Raw genomic sequence first — 15,219 nt, forward strand, 5'->3', positions numbered from 1 at the left:
CATCTACCCGGACCCCGGCGACTGCCCGCGATGTCGGATGGGCCATCGAATGGCGCGAACTCAGCGTCGACGCCGTCCAAGCCGCCCGCAACTTCGCCTACATCGATGGCGGCACCATCCTCGCCGACGTCCTACGGCCCGCGATAAAACCCGTCACCGAAGTGCCCACGGACTCCATCGCCACCGCACCCCGCGAGAACGCCATGGTTTTCCCCGAGCACTGGCAGTCCATGATCGAGCACTACGACACCATGCCCGAACAGACCTGCACCTGGGCAAGTCAGATCAAACCCGAAGCACCACAACATGAACCACAGTCGACCGAGATCCGGCCAACGCCGAAGCCGGATGCTCCGGAGCGAGAACTAGCCGACCTCGACACCACCAAGCTCCACACCCACTGGAGCCCCGAGGTCGACCAGCAACTCATGAACAGCCGCACCATCCCACAACACAGCAGCCGACCAGAAGGACCGAGACTGTGAGCATCGTCGGATGCGCCCGCGTCTCCACCCTCGAACAAAACCCCGAACTGCAAGAACATGTACTCCGCCAAGCCGGCGCGATCCGCATCTTCACCGACTACGAATCCGGCTCCAAAACGCAGCGCCCCCAGCTCACCGAATGCCTGAACTACCTACGTGACCACGACGGCGATGTCCTCGTCGTCTGGAAACTCGACCGCCTCGGACGATCCGTCCGCCACGTCATCGACACCGTCCACAACCTCGGCGAACGCGGCATCGCATTCCGTTCCCTCACAGAAGGATTCGACACCACCACCGCAGGCGGCGAATTCTTTTCCACATCATGGCAGCCCTCGCTCAAATGGAACGCCGCATGATCGTCGAACGCACCCACGCCGGCCTCGAAACCGCCCGCCGGCAAGGCCGACACGGCGGTCGGCCCACCGTCATGACACCCGAGCGCACCGAACTCGCCCGCACCCTCCGCGAACAAGGGAAGAGCCTCGACGCCATCGCCAAGGCTCTCGGAGTCGGCCGATCCTCCGGCAGCCGTGCACTCCTGACGGCTGCTCAATAGCTCGATCGGTGTCGACAATCAAGTGAGCAGGGTATCGAGCTGGGCGATGGTGGAGCGGGTGTCGTGATGCAGGACTGTCGTCATTCTGACAGCGGCCGCGCCGTCGACGGCGATCTGTGCGTCGTCGACGAATACGGTCCGTGTGGGGTCCACGTCGAGCCGGGTGAGTAGCCCGAACCTCGTTCAGGCGGTGGGTTGAACGCAGCCGGTGAATGTGCCGGCTACGCCTTATCGATAACGAAACTTGCGCCGATAACAATTATGTCACTCTAACCCCTGCATATACTGCGCCGCAGCATCTTTCGCGCTGTCACCGCGCAACCGCGCTCCAGTTTATGCAGTACTCGAAAGCCATCCGTAGAACGAATTCTTTTGCCGCCGTGACCACCCGGTAGCGAGCATCGACGGCATGCTCCCGCCCTTCTGGTGTCATCGGCGAGCACCTCGATTCGGTTCGTCGCGGGAGTGGGTTTATGGCAAAGACACGCGTGGACACTACTACCGTGACAGCATCAAACCGATCAGTCCTGATCACCCATAGCAAGGAGCCCCTGATGAATTTCCCCGCACGCCGCCTGGCTGCCGCCGCTGCCGTATCCGGCGCGACCGCTCTTGCTCTGATTGCCAACCCCGCCCTGGCTGGAGCCGTCGTTTTCGCAGGCAACGCCGAGGTGACCGCCAACGGCAACGTGATCACTGTCCAATTCGCCGGTGTCGCCTCGGACGGGATCAGTTTGAGCTGCGCGGTCCGCGTTACCGACGACCCCGCCACTGTCGTCATCATCGAGCCGCAGTTCGTGCCGGTCGTTGGAGGTTCGGCGACGTACACCACGACGCTGCCCGACGGCGACTACCTCGTCGTCGCCGGCTGCAGCGACTCTGACACCTTCCGCACAATGACCCCCGACACCCCGCCCGTCGACGCATTCAATCTCGGTGACGGCGAGCCGGTCACCCTGGTCACGACCCCGCCTCCCGGCGGCGGGTTCTTCGGCAGCGTGGAGATGGGGAACCTGTTCGGCAGCTCGTAGCCGCCCACACCCTGATCACTCCGCCCCACCCCGCCCGGTGACCGACACGGACGTGGGTGTCGGGTGGGGCAGGTGGCTAATTGCCCACGACAGCGACAGCTGCGATCGTCTATTGTCTGCACTTACGGATTCGAAGGCCCCATCTCGGGTTGGGATAGTTTCTGCACGCTGAGAGAGGGCTGCACCCCGCCCGTACGCCGGCGTGAGCGTGAAGCAATACGGCGAGTTCTGATATGCAGGGTTACCAATAGACCTCTGCAACTGCTGTGCAGCAACACTTTTCGCCTCACGCGACGTCGATGAACCTGCGGAGACACCGATGAAGCTTGATTGTGCGCTGGACGGCGGACTCGCGCCGATCGGCATGCTTTCGACCCATATCGACTCCGCATGAACGTGTTTCACGCGCGGCTCTGGCATCGTTTTGCGGCACTCACGTCGTGCAGATCGGCTCTGCTGCTTCGGTGTCTTCCTCGGAAGACTCGGTTCGACGAGGCGAGAGGGGTTATGCGTCGTAGGCGACGTAGTGCAATTCGGCGTCCTGGCGCTGGTCGTACAACGCCGTGTATGCCTTCGCGATGACGTCCGGTTCTGCCTCCGGATGACCTGCCCCGATGAGGGCGGTGATGCCGACATGGGCAACGTGGACGCCCTTGGATTCGAGAGCGTTGTGCAGGTTCAGCACCCAGTTGCGAAGGCCCGCAGCGGCGATGTTCAGGTTTCCCAGGAACGGCATCGGACTGATCGAACCTCCACCGGTGGTCACAAGGATGGTTCCGGTGCCGGCGGCGACCATGTCGGGATACGGTTCCGGACTTGCGTGACCATGCCGAAGATGCGGAGTGCCTAGTCGACGGGGGTAGACGCTGGTGGCCGAGTAAATATGTCCGCGAGTTGCAGCCGGGAGATGAGATCCCTCGATACCTCGGCAAGTTCTAAGAGAGTGAATCCTACGACTGGATGTTCGTCGAATCCGTTACTGACTGCGGGGGCGGGCGGGTGACTTCCGTCCAGCTCGACGTCGCGGCCCTGGGCAAGGGATTCCAACGGCGCACAGGACGGATGGAGATCCGCGAAGAGGTAGGGGTGTCAGTCTGGCGAACAATCGCACCGACCGTCGACGCCGCACACGAGCCTGCCCGGCTGAAGAAGGCGCTGTGTTCAACACCGATCATTGGAACGAGCGCTGGCCGGACCACCCTGTGATCAGGACATTCGAGCCAGCGAGGCCGGTGAAAGTCGACATCTTGTAGATCGGGTTTGAACGTGTCCAGTGTCCAGTAGTTGGTCGGCATAGTGTTAGGTATGCGGCGATCTCGTGTGGGGCTCATAACGATGGTTTCGGTCGTTGTTCTCGCAGTGGGCGGAGTGATCACCTTCCGAATCCTCGACGAGCGACGCGAACCCGTGGCATTGCCATTGGGGGTGGTGGTCGATCGCGCCACATGTTTGGCGCCGGAAGTGCTGGCGGCGGCGATCCCTGTGCCGGTGCAGCCCCCGGAGTCGTTGTCGGATCCTTTACCTCCTGCGGGCACGGTTCCTGACAACTTTGAGCCGACATCGGTGGTGGTGTGCCAATTCCTCGAATACACAGACGATTCGAGCGAGGCAGTGCTTTCGCAGACAACCGGAACGGGGGAAATGACGCACGTTGTGGCGCAGCTTAATCGAGAGTCACTCAAATCGCCGTGGGTCGGTGAGTGCCCCACAGCCTCGAGCATTCCCACACCTGTGGTGTGGTTGGTTGACGCCGCAGGAAGCGCTGTCAGGGTTGCTTTTCCCGTCGATGGAACGTGTCGGCTACCCCTTCCGGAGGCGTACGAGGCAGTGATGGATTTCGCGGTGCGAGACGAACAGATCTACCATCTTCCGGGCATATTGTGAGGTCGGGGATGTGCGCCTGATAACAGGCACACACCCCCGAAATCAGGGGATGCGAAATCTATTCCACGGTGAGCGGGTCAACCGGATCGGCGATCGCGTCACGCATGACGGTGATTGCCTCGGGTTCGTTTGCTGCTCCGCCTCGCTGCGGCGGAGCTTCCTCGATGGCCTTCGCCTCGTCGGCGGGAATCTCTTGCTGGCCGGCAAACGCGATGACTGTGTAAAAGTTGACAGCCGGGAGCTCAACGCAGCCGCTCAGCGAGTGGTCGACGAAGCCTCGCGCCAGTCACGTGTAGTCGTCCACGACCTGCGGCAGCGCGGTCTGTCCGTCCGCGAAATCGGCGTCATGCTGGGTATCACCCCCTCGCGGGTCTCGCAGCTCGGCAAGGACAAGGCCACGGCCTGAACCATCCATGTGTGGCGTTGCTCGAACGAGTTGTCGAAGTGGGTGATTTCACGGGTTCGTGAGGCTGGCAGGGACCTGCGCCCAAACAGCTCTGTGGCGTCGTGGAGTGCGGGCTTTCCTTGCTGCGCTGATCCATTCGATGGACTCAACGGGGACTGTGCATGTTCGAGCGGACCGCGGCGGGGCGTCTGCCTGTCGTCGGTGCCGCCAACACAAGGCGGCGATGACGGCTGTTGCGATGAGGATGACGGTGGTGGCAGTTAGGTTTTCGGAGATGCCGGTGGCGATCATGGCGGCTGTAACGCCGGTCAGCGCTGTGACGAGTGCGACGGTTGCCCAGTGATTTTTCACTCGCGCGGTCCCGCTCGCGTGTAGTTCGTTGAGGAAGGCACTGCGCCATTCCTTCGCGTGCGAGGAGTTCACCGCGTTCATCTGTTCGAGTTCTCGACAGCGTTCACGCTGCGCGTCGAGTTGTGTTTGTGCGGTTGCGGTTTGTGAGGTGGGCGCAGGCACTGTTGCGGCGCGTGGCTTGCGCGGGCCGTTCCTGGCGTACAGCTTGCGGACGAGTTCGTGTCCGAAAGCTGTTGGAGTCGGGAAGCGATCTACTGCAAGACGTTCCGCGTTGCTTGTGTGATCGGCGGCGTGTCCGATCGCAACCATGACCGGTACTGGGCATTGGTGTATGGCGCGAGCGAGTTCCGGATCGTTGAATGACCAGAGATCGGTCCAGTGGCCTCCGCCGCGAGTGATTAGGATGAGGTCGGCGCTTCCTTGGTCTATAGCTGTGAGGGCCTTGACGAGTTTTTCTGCAACAGTGTGGCGGTTCATCGAGACGGGTACATGCGTGAACTTTGGGAATTGGATGGTTCCTTTGCCCTTGTTTTCGATGACTGCTTGAATGTCGGTGACTGCTTTGGACTTGTCGGGAGACAGGACTGTGACACGTTCAAGCTTCTCGGGCCATGAACCCTTGGGAATGTCGCCGCGATGGGTCAGCTGCTGCAGGGCGGTGAGGTGCAGCTTCTCGGCGGCACTCACTGGGCCTTGAATTGTTTTCTCGGGTTGCGCTTGCCGTGCCTGCAAGACCAGCCTGTGAGTGGCGGGATGGTAGGTGAGGTCGCCGGCGATGGTTACTCCGGCTCCTACGGTGAAGTGCTGGAGAAAGTTTCGCTGTGTGTGACGGTATAGGTACTTGCGTACTGCGTCTGTCGTTGGGCGGTCGAACTGTACGGGGATGCTGACTACGGCTCGGTCAACGGGGACTGCGAGTTCCATGGTCCATCCGGACATTAGTGGCTTCAGTTCGCGGCACTCTCCGGTGATGACCACCCTCATTTTCGAGCTCGAGGCGAGGTGTGAACGTACGAGTTCGCCTGCTTCTGTGATGGCAATCAAAGGCCCTCGCTTTTCGGCCCACTGCTCCAAGTTTTCCATCCCCCGCCTACTTCCCCTGTGAATTCGACCTTGGGTACGAGCCTGTCAGAGGCCTCCGACAGGTTCGCCGTCGAGGTGCAGGAGGCAGGCAGAGCGCGAGGTAGCGAGACGATTCGCGAACATTGCCGCTCAGTTCGTGTGCCCACGATGAGAGATCGAGCGCGTGGTCGTCGTGAGTTCTCGACGGAAAGGGGTCTGAGTTGCTTGGAAGGTTCGAACGATTTCGATTCGGGTTGTTTCCGTCGCTCTGCTCGCATCGCGCTTGCGGAATTCTGCGCGTCGTTGGGATTGTTCCGAGCGTCGAAGGCGATCGTGTTCGAGCCTTCGTTCCGTCGGCGAGCTGACGGTCCAATCTAGTTGGGTCGTTCGCCAGCGTAGGAATTCGCTTGGCCGTGGGATGTGGTTGGGCCATGTCCAGCCTCGTTGTTGGGTGTCTGTGGTGAGTTGGTGTGCGATGTCGCGGCCGGTCCATCGGGTGGTGTCGATTCCGGTTTGTTGGAGGGTGTCGCAGATTGTTCCGATGTGGCCGGCTGGTTTCAGTGTTGGTGCGTGGGCGATGAGTTCGGCTGCTGCGCGTTGGAGGTGGAGGGGTCGGGGTGTGGTTGTTGGTTGGTGTGTTGTCTTGCCCGCGTGCGTTTGTGCGCGCGTTGGTGAGATCTTGAAAGCAAGAGCTTTAAGTGCAAATCCCCCGGAGGGGGATAGGGGGTCACGGTGACCGGATTGTGGATGGTTCCGTGTGGTGGTTTTGGACCGGTATGCGTTGGTGCGCAGTGTGGCTCGGGAAGGTTTTCTGGGTTTTGTGAAGGGAGGGGTGACGGTCGTTGCTACCGGGCGGGGTGTGGTGAGTGCCCAGGTGGAGGCAGCGCGGAATTGGCGGCGGCCGGTATAAATCAAGTCAACTGAGACACTGACGATCAGGTGTTTTGGAATTCAAGCGCAGGTTCGTTGATGTAGATGACCTTCGGGATCTTCGGTGGCGCCGGGCGATTCGAGAACCGTGCGGGATTCGCATGGAATGCAGCAGTCAACGTGATCTGACGGGCCTCGTCGATGGCACTCGCCGTGCCGAAATGCACCGACGCCGGCGTATGCCAGCCAATTCCAGAGTGATGATGAATGTGATTGTATTCGTTGAAGAATCCTTCCAGGAACTCTCGCGCATCAGTAAGGGATGCAAACGATTTCGGGAAGTCATGTAGGTACTTTAAGGTCTTGAACTGGGCCTCCGAAAATGGATTATCGTTCGAGATCCGAGGCCGTGAATGCGACCGGACGATGCCGAGGTTGGTGAGCAGTTCCGACACCAAGCCCGACGTCATCGACACGCCTCGATCAGCGTGGACGGTGTGCGGAGTGGTGCCGTTGCGTTCAATTGCCTCAGCGATGAATTGTTCTGCCAATTGGGCACTTTCGTGCTTCGAGACGATCCAGGACGGGTTGTATCGGGAGTAGATATCGATCAACACGTACAGGTGAAACCAGACGCCCTTCGTCGGTCCGCGGAGCTTGGTGATATCCCAGGTCCACACCTGTGACGGCCCGTCGGCGAGCAGTTCCGGTTTGACCTTCGCCGGATGCGTTGCGAGCCGGCGTCGCTCACGATTTTGTCCTGCTTCGGAAGCGATGCGATACATCGACGAGGTCGAGCACCAGTAGTTCCCGTCGTCGAGTTCACGGGCGTAGATCTGACAAATCGCCAGGTCAGAATACTTGTCGGAGTTGATGACCGTAAGCACGTGAGCCCGTTCGGCGGCGGTGAGCGCCTGACCATTGTCCGGGATTGTGCGAGGCTTTCTGGGGCCGAGAATCGGGGGCTGCTGATGTCGGTAGTGCGTGGCGCGGGAGCGCCGGATCAGCGCGCAGGCGGTGCGGGTGGGGATCGACGCCGCCATCAATTCGTCGAACGCACTGGTCAGGGCGTCTTCGGCAGCGGCGGCGTGTCCGTGCTCTCGGAGATGGACTCCAAGAGCGTATGAAGTTTTCCCATAATCTCTAGCGCGGCCTCCGTCTGCGTCAATTGCTTGGCAAGGCGGGCATTCGCTCGGGTGAGGCGGTCGATCTCTTTTCGATCTGCAGCGTCAGTGTTGTTGCGTCCCTTGATGTTTTCACTCTTAACTTTGGCAGGTCGTTTGCTGCCCCGTGTCCCGCTCCATTCGCGCAGTTGCGACTGGTAGAGACCCTCACGGCGGAGAACTGCAGATTTCTCGCCGTACGGTGCTTGGTTGTATTCGTCGAGGATTTTGTTGCGGTATTCGGCGGTGAAGGTGCGGCGGGTTGGTTTCGGGGCCGGGTCCACCGAGTTTTCGGGCGTCGATATGGGGTTCGGACTGCTCATGGGTGGCGCTCCAGTCATGCCCTCGGTGATAGCACTTCGTTCACTGCAAGTGTCTCATCTGATCGTGACAGAGAGGGGGCCGTGGTGTGATTCTGCGGCCATGGCTTCGAGGCGGCTGAGGTAGCGACCGCGGACGAGTTCTACTGCGACTCCGAGGGCTGTGAGGACTCGGCGGGCGCGTTTGACGGTGGAGGCGCTCACTCCTGCACGGTGGGCGATGGTCTCGCGTGAGGCGGTCACTGAGCGTCCGGTTGCGCTCTCAGCGAGGGAGGCGTGGATGACGGCGACGGCGAAGACGACTTCGGTGCTGATGGTGTGGTTTGTGCAGAGTTTCGTGCCGGTGGGGGAGTTGAGGAGGGTGCGGACTTGGTGTTGCCAGTGTGTGCGGCTGGTCCAGGTGGGGGTACGGCTGTAGGTGCCGTCGGGGATGGGGAGGGACCAGGAGTTTCCGCGTTGGTTGCTTGTTCGGTTGAGTGTTTCGATGCGGGTGACGTTTTCGGTGGCTTGTTGTACGGCGTGGGCCCATTCGTCGTCGGAGATGGGGGTGTGGCGCGTTGATGGTGAGCGGTCGAGGATTGTGTTGTGTGGAAGTGTTGAAGCTGGTTCAGGGTGTGCGTTACCCTGAGATGTACCTGTCACAGGTAAATCCCTTCAGTTGCGTGAAGAAGTAGTGCAGTGCAGAAGGCGGAGCGGTTACTTCGGCTTCATCAGTGACAGCGAGCCGGGCATGGCTTTGCTGTTGATTTGGCTTTGGCTCAGTGTGTGGCGAACCCCCGTAAGGGGGTTTCGTCGTTTCTGGACTGCGTCTATGGAGTTGTGTGTCAAGGTCTTTCGGATGTCACGCTGTGTGGTGGCGGGGCTCCCTTTTTTGGCGGTGTTCGGGTCAGGCCGGGTGTTTATCGAGGTCAGTTGCCGTTGGCGGTCTGTGTCGGACGCCGACCTCTGATGTGCGGATCTGTCGCGTTTCGAATGTCAGGAACGTGTGGGGCGAAGCGAAAACACTGCCCCCACAACACCGGCGCACCCCAACGCGACAGCGAGAACGAGCGCGATCACGAATGATTCGATCGCACGGGGATGTGCAGATCCAGAAGCCCGCGCAGCGCAACCGCGACTTCGTGAATCTGATCGACCGACGCTGTTTCCGGATCGGAGGCAACGAGATCTGCCACGTCGATGAGGTTGTCACGTAACCCGACCGACAACTCGCGAGGTCCGGCGAGGGCGTCGACGGTGTCCCGGACGATCGTTTCGGCGAGTTGTCGTACCTCGGCCATCTCGGCGTCGGTGGGGAAGGTGATGCCTACTTCTTTCAGGAGCGCTGTGGAGGCGGTGCTGATCATGGATTCGATCAGCGGCGATCGATGCGGGGTTGTTGTCATGATGCTGCCCCCAACTGTGTGGAAACAGATGATGCGGTGGTGCGTATGGGATGAATCCAGTGTTCGACGGCCGCAGTGATAGTCGTGCGGGCGGTGACAGCGTCCTGTGCGGTGATGACGGCGGTGAATGCTGAGGTGACTGCTTCGACGCCGGAGTGTTCGAGTCCGTTGCAGTGGTCGAGTCCGTCGGTGATCAGCTCCAGGGCAGTGTTGAGGACTTCCCAGTGACCGTCCTCGTGCGGGGAATGCGCTGCGATGAGTTCGGTGGTGGGGAGTTGTTCTGCAGCCCACAGTTCTCGCACGTTGAGGGGGTGGATGGGGTGGGCGGTGAGTTGGCACAGTCGGGCGACGGGGGCGCAGACGTGGTCGAGTCCGTCGACGATCGCGGTCAGTCCCCAGAGCGGGTGGGTGAGGAGGTCCGCGAGCCATTGCCATCGTTCGGCGGGAAGGCCGGTCGAGGCAGGGGAGGGGAGGGCCCCGGTACTCATCCCGTAGATGATGTCCGGGAGGGGGCGGTGGGGGCTGTTCAGTTCGTCGAGCAAGCGGTGTGTTGTCATGTGGGGCAGTCCAATCGGGTGACGTCGAACGAGACTGATGTGCAGGTGGGAAGTTGCGCGGAATCCGTCGCACCGGTACGGATAGGTGCGAGGACCGCGGCATGGGAGGGGTCGGCCCTCAACGGGCCGTGGGCGTCGATCAGATCGCGGGCATGAAGAACTGCGCGGGAGTCCACGTCGATCAACCCGTACACATCAGGTGAGTCACCGGTGTCCGGATGATCGTGAATGAAGGTGCGTCGACTGCGGAGGCGGCCGGCGACTTCGACGAGGATCCACAACCGGTCGTAGCGGTCCCGTACCGGCAGATGGCCGTGGGTGTCGGCGAGGATTCCGTACACGGACCACGCTGATTCGAACGACGTCAAGATCAGTGCCGCAGACTCTTCCGATGCCACTGTGTCGAGTGGCTGTGTGAAGACCGGATCGAACGACCCCATTATCGGGGTCACGCAGCGCTCCCACGAGAAGTGCCACGATGACCGTCGACCCGCCGGTAGTACGAACGCAACACCGCATCCGAGGTAATTGGCCGGCCACGATGACTGAACGGCACACCCGCCCAAATCATCGACCGAGGCGGAGTATCCGCCGCCACCATCGACGACAACTCCTTCCGGCAATCCGCCAAACGAGGGCACCGGAAACACTCAGCCTGCGCATCCACACCCGCGCGATACGAACCCTCATCCAAATCCCACGATTGAGGATCGACCGCGCACGCCAACACAGTCGGCGGCGGCACCGCGGCCCTCACGCGGCCACCCCCGCATCCCTGCGCCGGCGCGTTGCTGTCGTCAACGACTCGTACAGGCCCAAGCGTTCACCGTCGACGATATTTCCGTGACTGTCATACGCGTTGCCCGCCATAATCATTCGCTGTGGACCATCACCGCGCTCCACCGACGCGGCCGCATCGATGCGGCACTGCGCCAACAACGGGCACGCCTCGCACGAGGAGATTGCGCGGCGCCACTCCGCCACCGTGCGGCCATCCATCTCCCACGACGGTGACTTTCCCGCGCACAACCCTTTGCCGGGCTCGGCACCGCGAATGGGCACCACGCCCCGAACCTCCAACTCCACACGAACAGCTCGCACAGTCGGGCACACATCGCACTCCGAAGAGAAAACGAACCCGCACCGCGCGCACCGACCAACCCGATCAGGATGATGCGAAGCAGCAACCCGAAGAAGATCGTCAGTACTGAACTGCGGCAACTCGACCGCAGATGTTCCCCTGCCCTCACGGTGCGTCAACTCACGCAACGCGGCCGCAGCCTCCGGGCACAACGGAACAAGCTCCGAAACACTGAAACCGCAACCATCGCAACGCCCGCCGATCGACGAATGCCGCGCAACAAGCCGACGAAGGGCAAGTGTGGAGAGAGCTGCATACCGATTGCGGAACACGTCATCCGGACCTGATGGGTCCACTAAGATAGACATCGCAGAATCCTTTCTGCAACTGAAGAACACTCTGGACGGGCGCCAACCCGTTTGGACATCGTTCCCCTGGTCGTTGGTAGCGACCGGGGGAACTTCTTCGATGTGTCAGATCACCCCTTTGGCTGTGAGATGCGGACTTGCTGCCGTGTACCTATTACAACAATTGCATCGATTAAAGTCATGCACGTTTAGACCCTAGAGGAGGTGCGGCATGGTGTCTAGCAATGACGAACGGAATGCCCACATGAGTCGCCGTGTTATGCGCGGGTTCGAACCCGCGCGACTTAGTCGTGCGCGTGAGAGCAAAGGCCTCAGTCGAGCAGATCTTGCTCGTCGCGCTGGGGTGGGCGGCGCGACTGTGCAGCAATGGGAGTCCGGCAACCGGAGTCCTCAGGTTGATACGTTGGCCTTGGTTGCCCGCACGCTTGATGTCCCTATGAGTGAACTGGTAATAGTTCCGGAGGATGAACGGTTCCCCGGAGATTGGCGCATCCTCCTCGGGCTTACGCAACCTCAGCTTGGAAAGCTCACGGGCATCAGCACCTCGATGATCGCGCGAATAGAGCGAGGCGAAGTGCTCTTGACGCCTGCGAGTGCTCAAAAGTTGGCGGATGCCTTGGGAATCAGTGCAATTGAATTGCATGCAAGCTACGAGCGTGCCAGGACTCGGCCTGCTGGGGTACCTGCATAGGTAAGCAAGGGCATCGACATGGCAACTGAGGTAGTCGACGTGTGTGCGGCACAAACGGGCCTCCGGTTGAGTCTCAGGTGCGGGATCGAGCGGTAACTAGTACCGTCCGCGCTACCTGGCGGAGTCACCTGTAACCACTCGCTGCCGGAGCCCCTGAAGGGCGCGCAGTTGCACGTTACTAATGCCTAGTGTTCTACCGCAATAGGCCGCAAGCATCTTGGGTACTAGGTCCCAAAACGCTTGAACATTCGGTGATCATTGCGCGCGACGCCGCCGAAGTCGATTTTCATCGGCATCACGCGCTGATGGCCGGGACTGGTCCAAGTCTTCGAATCAATTGCGGCAGAGGTGAAATCGTAGATGATCTTCAGACCAGTGAGGATGAAGGCGCTATGCCAGATGCATGGGCCTCTCCTATTCCGGAGAACTTGCCTCGCGAATCATGACCAGGCCTGCCGTCGTATGCTGGTCGAGCATCATCAGAGTTGCCTCCACCGCATAGGTTTTCCAGGCTCCGCTCAATTGGCGGAAACGAATGACTCCGCGGGTCTTGCCCCGTGCGAGACCTTCCGACATCGCAAGTGCAATGTGGAAGTCGTCCGGATGAATGCTGGGTTCGACCTGATCGTCAACCGATTCCCATGCAAGTCCCGGCATGGCGTCGCCGACCCATCGAATCAACTGCAGGGTCTTGAGATTGACGATGGCTCGATACTCTCCGTCATTGGTTGCCGCCTCTAGCACTCTGTATTCGAGAACCACCGGAGGAGGTGCGGAGGTTACTTCTACTGCTGGTCCGATATCTTGAGTAATCCCGCGCAAGATCACTTGGGGTTGACCTGTTTCCGGATCGTTCTCTTTGAGCATTCGGCAGGAGAAGTGAGCTGCTCGCAGTTCTCCATCATCCCTCTCCACCGTCCAGACGGCTTGGTGAACCGTTCCGGGTTGCGACTGGACGATCTTTGACAGTGCGTCGCTCTCGTCATGATTTGTCCGCAATCGTGTGAACGCGCCCGCCATCGCCTTCTCTGTGTGGCGTTCGTCCTCAGGGACACCGTACAAATCCAGTAGGGCGACGCTCCCGCTTGCTTTGCCTGCCGTAAGATTGAATAGCCATGCGCCAGCCGGATCATGTTCGGGTACTGTTTCGTTCGATCTTCCGAACCACAGATGTATTCCATGCAAGCGACCGCTGAACGTGATCAGGGGTTCAACGATGAGGCGACGTTGCCCGTCTGCTGATCTCCGATCAATTTGTCCAGGTGAAGCACTGACTTCCTCGATGATCCGCTTCACAAGTTCGAGTGAGTCTCTACTTTTCAATACTCTCTCGATTGGCATGAATCGCCGTGGTGCGCTACCCAACCCAACAATGGATGGTGCAGCGTCGCCGAATGTTTCGATCATCAACCATTTTGTTGTCACAGTGGACGTTCCTCTCCCCGCGGATTGTGAACAGACGAACACTACGCAAATTCTTCTGTACATGTAACCGTCGATAACGGAAAAAGGTCCCAGGCTGGTGGGCGCAATGTCCTCATACGGACTTCGTTGGGGCAGGCTAGGAGCGATTTGCCCTATTCGTGGCCGGTATCAGGCGTTGGTATCCAGATCCGGAGATTCTGGTCAGTACGTCGATGATTCGAGCGTCTGAGCCGACAAGTATCCGGGGGCGTCCTTGTTTTGCGCCACGTAAGATAATCTGTGCGGCCTTGTCCGGTTCGGTTCTCGCGATGCTGTGTTCGAAGGACTCAATGACTGCTTGTCTGTCTATCGGCGCAGCCATACGGGCAGTCCGTGCAATCGAGGTCTTGATTCCACCAGGGAAGACGCAAGACACCTTGACTTGCGGATGCAGAATCAACATCTCCTGCCGCAGCGATTCGGTGAAACCTCGGACGGCAAATTTGGCTGCGTTGTATGCCGAGTATCCGGGCGCCGACATCAAACCGAATGCAGAGGAAACATTGACGATGTTTCCCTCATTCGATCGAAATATATAGGGCAAGAACACTTTTGATCCGTTGACTACACCCCAGAAGTTTGTCCGCATTACACGTGCGAAGTCATCGAACTCAGCATCGAGCACGTCCCCGGTGTAGAGGACGCCAGCGTTGTTGAATACTGCGTCAATGCTCCCAAAAGCATCGAATGTCTCAGCGGCGCAGGCATGCATAGCGTCACGGTCGGAAACGTCCACAACCGACGTGCAGCTTACACCTGATTGCGTGCCTATCAGGCTGATCGTTTGATTGAGTGCATGTTGGTCGCGGTCGATCAGCGAAAGTGTCGCGCCTTGTCTTGCCAACTGAATGGCCAGCTGGCGGCCCACCCCCGCACCTGCACCTGTCACTGCGACAACCCGACCATCAAAATAGCTCACCTACACACACTATCCGGCAACGAAACTGGACACAGATGCTGGCGTATCAATGAGAATCGGCTATTGCCGGTTATAGGGCCCTCGGCGGTATCGTTCCTGGTTTAAGCGTGCGGCTACGTCCCTTCGCATCGTACGTGCATGTCGATGGTGACTCTCTCCCTTGCTCGGATTTGCCAGTGGGGCGGTGTCTTCTGGCTTAACTGAATCTCGACGTCGCCGAGCTGCGGGAGATCCCACGTCACGCCAGGCGGGAAGAGGTCGGTCGTTCCGAACTTGTTGTTCGATTCGCTCTCGCTGTCGAGTGCGCTTTGCGGAGTGGTGAATTCCTGCAAGGGGTAGTCGAGTTCCCTGTTCTCGATGGCGATGGTTTGGGATCCATGCGTAAGTAGGGCGTTCCAGCCGTTAGGTGCGGTGATGCCGATTGTGAGATTGTCTCCTGCTCCGATGCACCTAGCTTGGACCTGGTCGGGAGCCGGTGTCGTGATGAATTGATTGCTTTGGATGTCTCCCACGCCGATCGCTAAGTTTCCTGGCCAGAGGGAGGATTCGGCCGGCGTCACGACCCCGATTCGGTCGCCGTCTGTGCTGGAGGGTTGGTTGGGGGTGGCGACCCTCTGTGTCGC

The 15,219-nt window shown here is 60.0% G+C and carries 21 protein-coding genes and 1 pseudogene; 8 read left to right on the forward strand and 14 right to left on the reverse strand.

Going from position 1 to position 15,219, the window contains the following annotated elements:
* The first annotated feature begins 161 nt into the window (after window positions 1-161).
* The 3 genes and pseudogenes from G4D79_RS30275 (at window position 162) to G4D79_RS35325 (ending at window position 1,044) form a co-directional block, all read left to right on the forward strand.
* Window positions 162-485: a hypothetical protein gene (locus G4D79_RS30275; RefSeq protein WP_076949119.1), complete on the forward strand. Its 324-nt coding sequence runs from the start codon at window positions 162-164 to the stop codon at window positions 483-485.
* Window positions 482-834 (forward strand): annotated as a pseudogene (locus tag G4D79_RS35320) (recombinase family protein); the annotation flags it as partial. The gene G4D79_RS30275 and the pseudogene G4D79_RS35320, both read left to right, overlap by 4 nt.
* A 6-nt stretch (window positions 835-840) precedes the next feature.
* Complete coding sequence (locus G4D79_RS35325) at window positions 841-1,044, forward strand: helix-turn-helix domain-containing protein (protein WP_308252621.1); 204 nt, start codon at window positions 841-843, stop codon at window positions 1,042-1,044.
* A gap of 18 nt (window positions 1,045-1,062) precedes the next feature.
* On the opposite strand, the gene G4D79_RS35120 is transcribed toward G4D79_RS35325, so the two are convergent.
* Window positions 1,063-1,197 (reverse strand): hypothetical protein, encoded by a 135-nt coding sequence (locus G4D79_RS35120; RefSeq protein WP_256718329.1) that lies wholly within the window; start codon window positions 1,195-1,197, stop codon window positions 1,063-1,065.
* Window positions 1,198-1,354: 157 nt separating this feature from the next.
* Window positions 1,355-1,477, reverse strand: a complete 123-nt coding sequence (locus G4D79_RS35125; protein ID WP_256718328.1) for a hypothetical protein — start codon at window positions 1,475-1,477, stop codon at window positions 1,355-1,357.
* Between the two features lie 121 nt (window positions 1,478-1,598).
* Between G4D79_RS35125 and G4D79_RS30285 the strand changes: the two genes are divergently transcribed.
* Window positions 1,599-2,075, forward strand: coding sequence for a hypothetical protein (locus tag G4D79_RS30285; RefSeq protein ID WP_076949118.1), 477 nt, complete (start codon window positions 1,599-1,601; stop codon window positions 2,073-2,075).
* 505 nt (window positions 2,076-2,580) lie between these two features.
* Here G4D79_RS30285 and G4D79_RS30290 read toward each other — a convergent pair.
* On the reverse strand, window positions 2,581-2,871 hold the full coding sequence (locus G4D79_RS30290; RefSeq protein ID WP_214514773.1) for a hypothetical protein: 291 nt from the start codon (window positions 2,869-2,871) through the stop codon (window positions 2,581-2,583).
* A gap of 203 nt (window positions 2,872-3,074) precedes the next feature.
* Here G4D79_RS30290 and G4D79_RS30295 point away from each other — a divergent pair, with 203 nt between their 5' ends.
* From G4D79_RS30295 to G4D79_RS30305, 3 genes are all read left to right on the forward strand, one after another.
* Window positions 3,075-3,281: a hypothetical protein gene (locus tag G4D79_RS30295; protein WP_250888058.1), complete on the forward strand. Its 207-nt coding sequence runs from the start codon at window positions 3,075-3,077 to the stop codon at window positions 3,279-3,281.
* A gap of 99 nt (window positions 3,282-3,380) precedes the next feature.
* Complete coding sequence (locus G4D79_RS30300; RefSeq protein WP_143541280.1) at window positions 3,381-3,959, forward strand: hypothetical protein; 579 nt, start codon at window positions 3,381-3,383, stop codon at window positions 3,957-3,959.
* A 49-nt stretch (window positions 3,960-4,008) separates the two neighbouring features.
* A complete protein-coding gene (locus G4D79_RS30305) occupies window positions 4,009-4,365 on the forward strand; it encodes a hypothetical protein (RefSeq protein ID WP_076949115.1) in 357 nt (118 codons plus the stop codon).
* Window positions 4,366-4,413: 48 nt separating this feature from the next.
* Here G4D79_RS30305 and G4D79_RS30310 read toward each other — a convergent pair whose 3' ends face one another.
* The 8 genes from G4D79_RS30310 to G4D79_RS30345 form a co-directional block, all read right to left on the reverse strand.
* Window positions 4,414-5,640 carry an exodeoxyribonuclease VII large subunit gene (locus tag G4D79_RS30310; protein ID WP_214514774.1) on the reverse strand — a complete coding sequence of 409 codons (1,227 nt, stop codon included), beginning with the start codon at window positions 5,638-5,640 and terminating at the stop codon, window positions 4,414-4,416.
* Between the two features lie 1,073 nt (window positions 5,641-6,713).
* Entirely contained in the window at window positions 6,714-7,691 is a 978-nt protein-coding gene (locus tag G4D79_RS30315) for a DDE-type integrase/transposase/recombinase (protein WP_021344381.1), read from the reverse strand.
* A 20-nt stretch (window positions 7,692-7,711) separates the two neighbouring features.
* Complete coding sequence (locus tag G4D79_RS30320) at window positions 7,712-8,134, reverse strand: hypothetical protein (RefSeq protein ID WP_214514657.1); 423 nt, start codon at window positions 8,132-8,134, stop codon at window positions 7,712-7,714.
* Window positions 8,135-8,188: 54 nt separating this feature from the next.
* Window positions 8,189-8,773: a hypothetical protein gene (locus tag G4D79_RS30325; RefSeq protein WP_214514775.1), complete on the reverse strand. Its 585-nt coding sequence runs from the start codon at window positions 8,771-8,773 to the stop codon at window positions 8,189-8,191.
* Between the two features lie 413 nt (window positions 8,774-9,186).
* On the reverse strand, window positions 9,187-9,516 hold the full coding sequence (locus tag G4D79_RS30330; protein WP_214514776.1) for a hypothetical protein: 330 nt from the start codon (window positions 9,514-9,516) through the stop codon (window positions 9,187-9,189).
* Window positions 9,513-10,073: a hypothetical protein gene (locus G4D79_RS30335; RefSeq protein WP_214514777.1), complete on the reverse strand. Its 561-nt coding sequence runs from the start codon at window positions 10,071-10,073 to the stop codon at window positions 9,513-9,515. The genes G4D79_RS30330 and G4D79_RS30335 overlap by 4 nt, the downstream gene beginning before the upstream one ends.
* The gene (locus tag G4D79_RS30340; protein ID WP_250888059.1) at window positions 10,070-10,525 is read right to left on the reverse strand and encodes a hypothetical protein; all 456 of its coding nucleotides are present in this window, start codon (window positions 10,523-10,525) and stop codon (window positions 10,070-10,072) included. The genes G4D79_RS30335 and G4D79_RS30340 overlap by 4 nt, the downstream gene beginning before the upstream one ends.
* Before the next feature lie 301 nt (window positions 10,526-10,826).
* Complete coding sequence (locus tag G4D79_RS30345; RefSeq protein WP_214514779.1) at window positions 10,827-11,522, reverse strand: hypothetical protein; 696 nt, start codon at window positions 11,520-11,522, stop codon at window positions 10,827-10,829.
* A 259-nt stretch (window positions 11,523-11,781) separates the two neighbouring features.
* On the opposite strand from G4D79_RS30345, the gene G4D79_RS30350 reads away from it, so the two are divergent.
* On the forward strand, window positions 11,782-12,213 hold the full coding sequence (locus G4D79_RS30350; protein ID WP_058228566.1) for a helix-turn-helix domain-containing protein: 432 nt from the start codon (window positions 11,782-11,784) through the stop codon (window positions 12,211-12,213).
* A gap of 414 nt (window positions 12,214-12,627) precedes the next feature.
* Here the strand turns inward: G4D79_RS30350 and G4D79_RS30355 are convergent, their stop codons facing one another.
* From G4D79_RS30355 to G4D79_RS30365, 3 genes are all read right to left on the reverse strand, one after another.
* Entirely contained in the window at window positions 12,628-13,638 is a 1,011-nt protein-coding gene (locus G4D79_RS30355; protein ID WP_070797584.1) for a GAF domain-containing protein, read from the reverse strand.
* A 136-nt stretch (window positions 13,639-13,774) separates the two neighbouring features.
* Entirely contained in the window at window positions 13,775-14,596 is an 822-nt protein-coding gene (locus G4D79_RS30360; protein ID WP_214514780.1) for an SDR family oxidoreductase, read from the reverse strand.
* 113 nt (window positions 14,597-14,709) lie between these two features.
* Window positions 14,710-15,156 carry a hypothetical protein gene (locus G4D79_RS30365; protein WP_250888060.1) on the reverse strand — a complete coding sequence of 149 codons (447 nt, stop codon included), beginning with the start codon at window positions 15,154-15,156 and terminating at the stop codon, window positions 14,710-14,712.
* Window positions 15,157-15,219: the final 63 nt, after the last annotated feature.

It is taken from the genome of Rhodococcus sp. WY5 (genome assembly GCF_018588185.1).
Taxonomy (GTDB): Bacteria; Actinomycetota; Actinomycetes; order Mycobacteriales; family Mycobacteriaceae; genus Rhodococcus_F; species Rhodococcus_F qingshengii.

Coding starts and splice junctions, on each gene's coding strand:
- G4D79_RS35325 (WP_308252621.1), top strand. CDS start 841: ATGATCGTCGAACGCACCCACGCCGGCCTCGAAACCGCCCGCCGGCAA.
- G4D79_RS35125 (WP_256718328.1), bottom strand. CDS start 1,477: ATGACACCAGAAGGGCGGGAGCATGCCGTCGATGCTCGCTACCGGGTG.
- G4D79_RS30285 (WP_076949118.1), top strand. CDS start 1,599: ATGAATTTCCCCGCACGCCGCCTGGCTGCCGCCGCTGCCGTATCCGGC.
- G4D79_RS30290 (WP_214514773.1), bottom strand. CDS start 2,871: ATGGTCGCCGCCGGCACCGGAACCATCCTTGTGACCACCGGTGGAGGT.
- G4D79_RS30300 (WP_143541280.1), top strand. CDS start 3,381: ATGCGGCGATCTCGTGTGGGGCTCATAACGATGGTTTCGGTCGTTGTT.
- G4D79_RS30305 (WP_076949115.1), top strand. CDS start 4,009: ATGCGAAATCTATTCCACGGTGAGCGGGTCAACCGGATCGGCGATCGC.
- G4D79_RS30310 (WP_214514774.1), bottom strand. CDS start 5,640: ATGGAACTCGCAGTCCCCGTTGACCGAGCCGTAGTCAGCATCCCCGTA.
- G4D79_RS30315 (WP_021344381.1), bottom strand. CDS start 7,691: ATGGCGGCGTCGATCCCCACCCGCACCGCCTGCGCGCTGATCCGGCGC.
- G4D79_RS30320 (WP_214514657.1), bottom strand. CDS start 8,134: ATGAGCAGTCCGAACCCCATATCGACGCCCGAAAACTCGGTGGACCCG.
- G4D79_RS30330 (WP_214514776.1), bottom strand. CDS start 9,516: ATGACAACAACCCCGCATCGATCGCCGCTGATCGAATCCATGATCAGC.
- G4D79_RS30335 (WP_214514777.1), bottom strand. CDS start 10,073: ATGACAACACACCGCTTGCTCGACGAACTGAACAGCCCCCACCGCCCC.
- G4D79_RS30345 (WP_214514779.1), bottom strand. CDS start 11,522: ATGTCTATCTTAGTGGACCCATCAGGTCCGGATGACGTGTTCCGCAAT.
- G4D79_RS30350 (WP_058228566.1), top strand. CDS start 11,782: ATGCGCGGGTTCGAACCCGCGCGACTTAGTCGTGCGCGTGAGAGCAAA.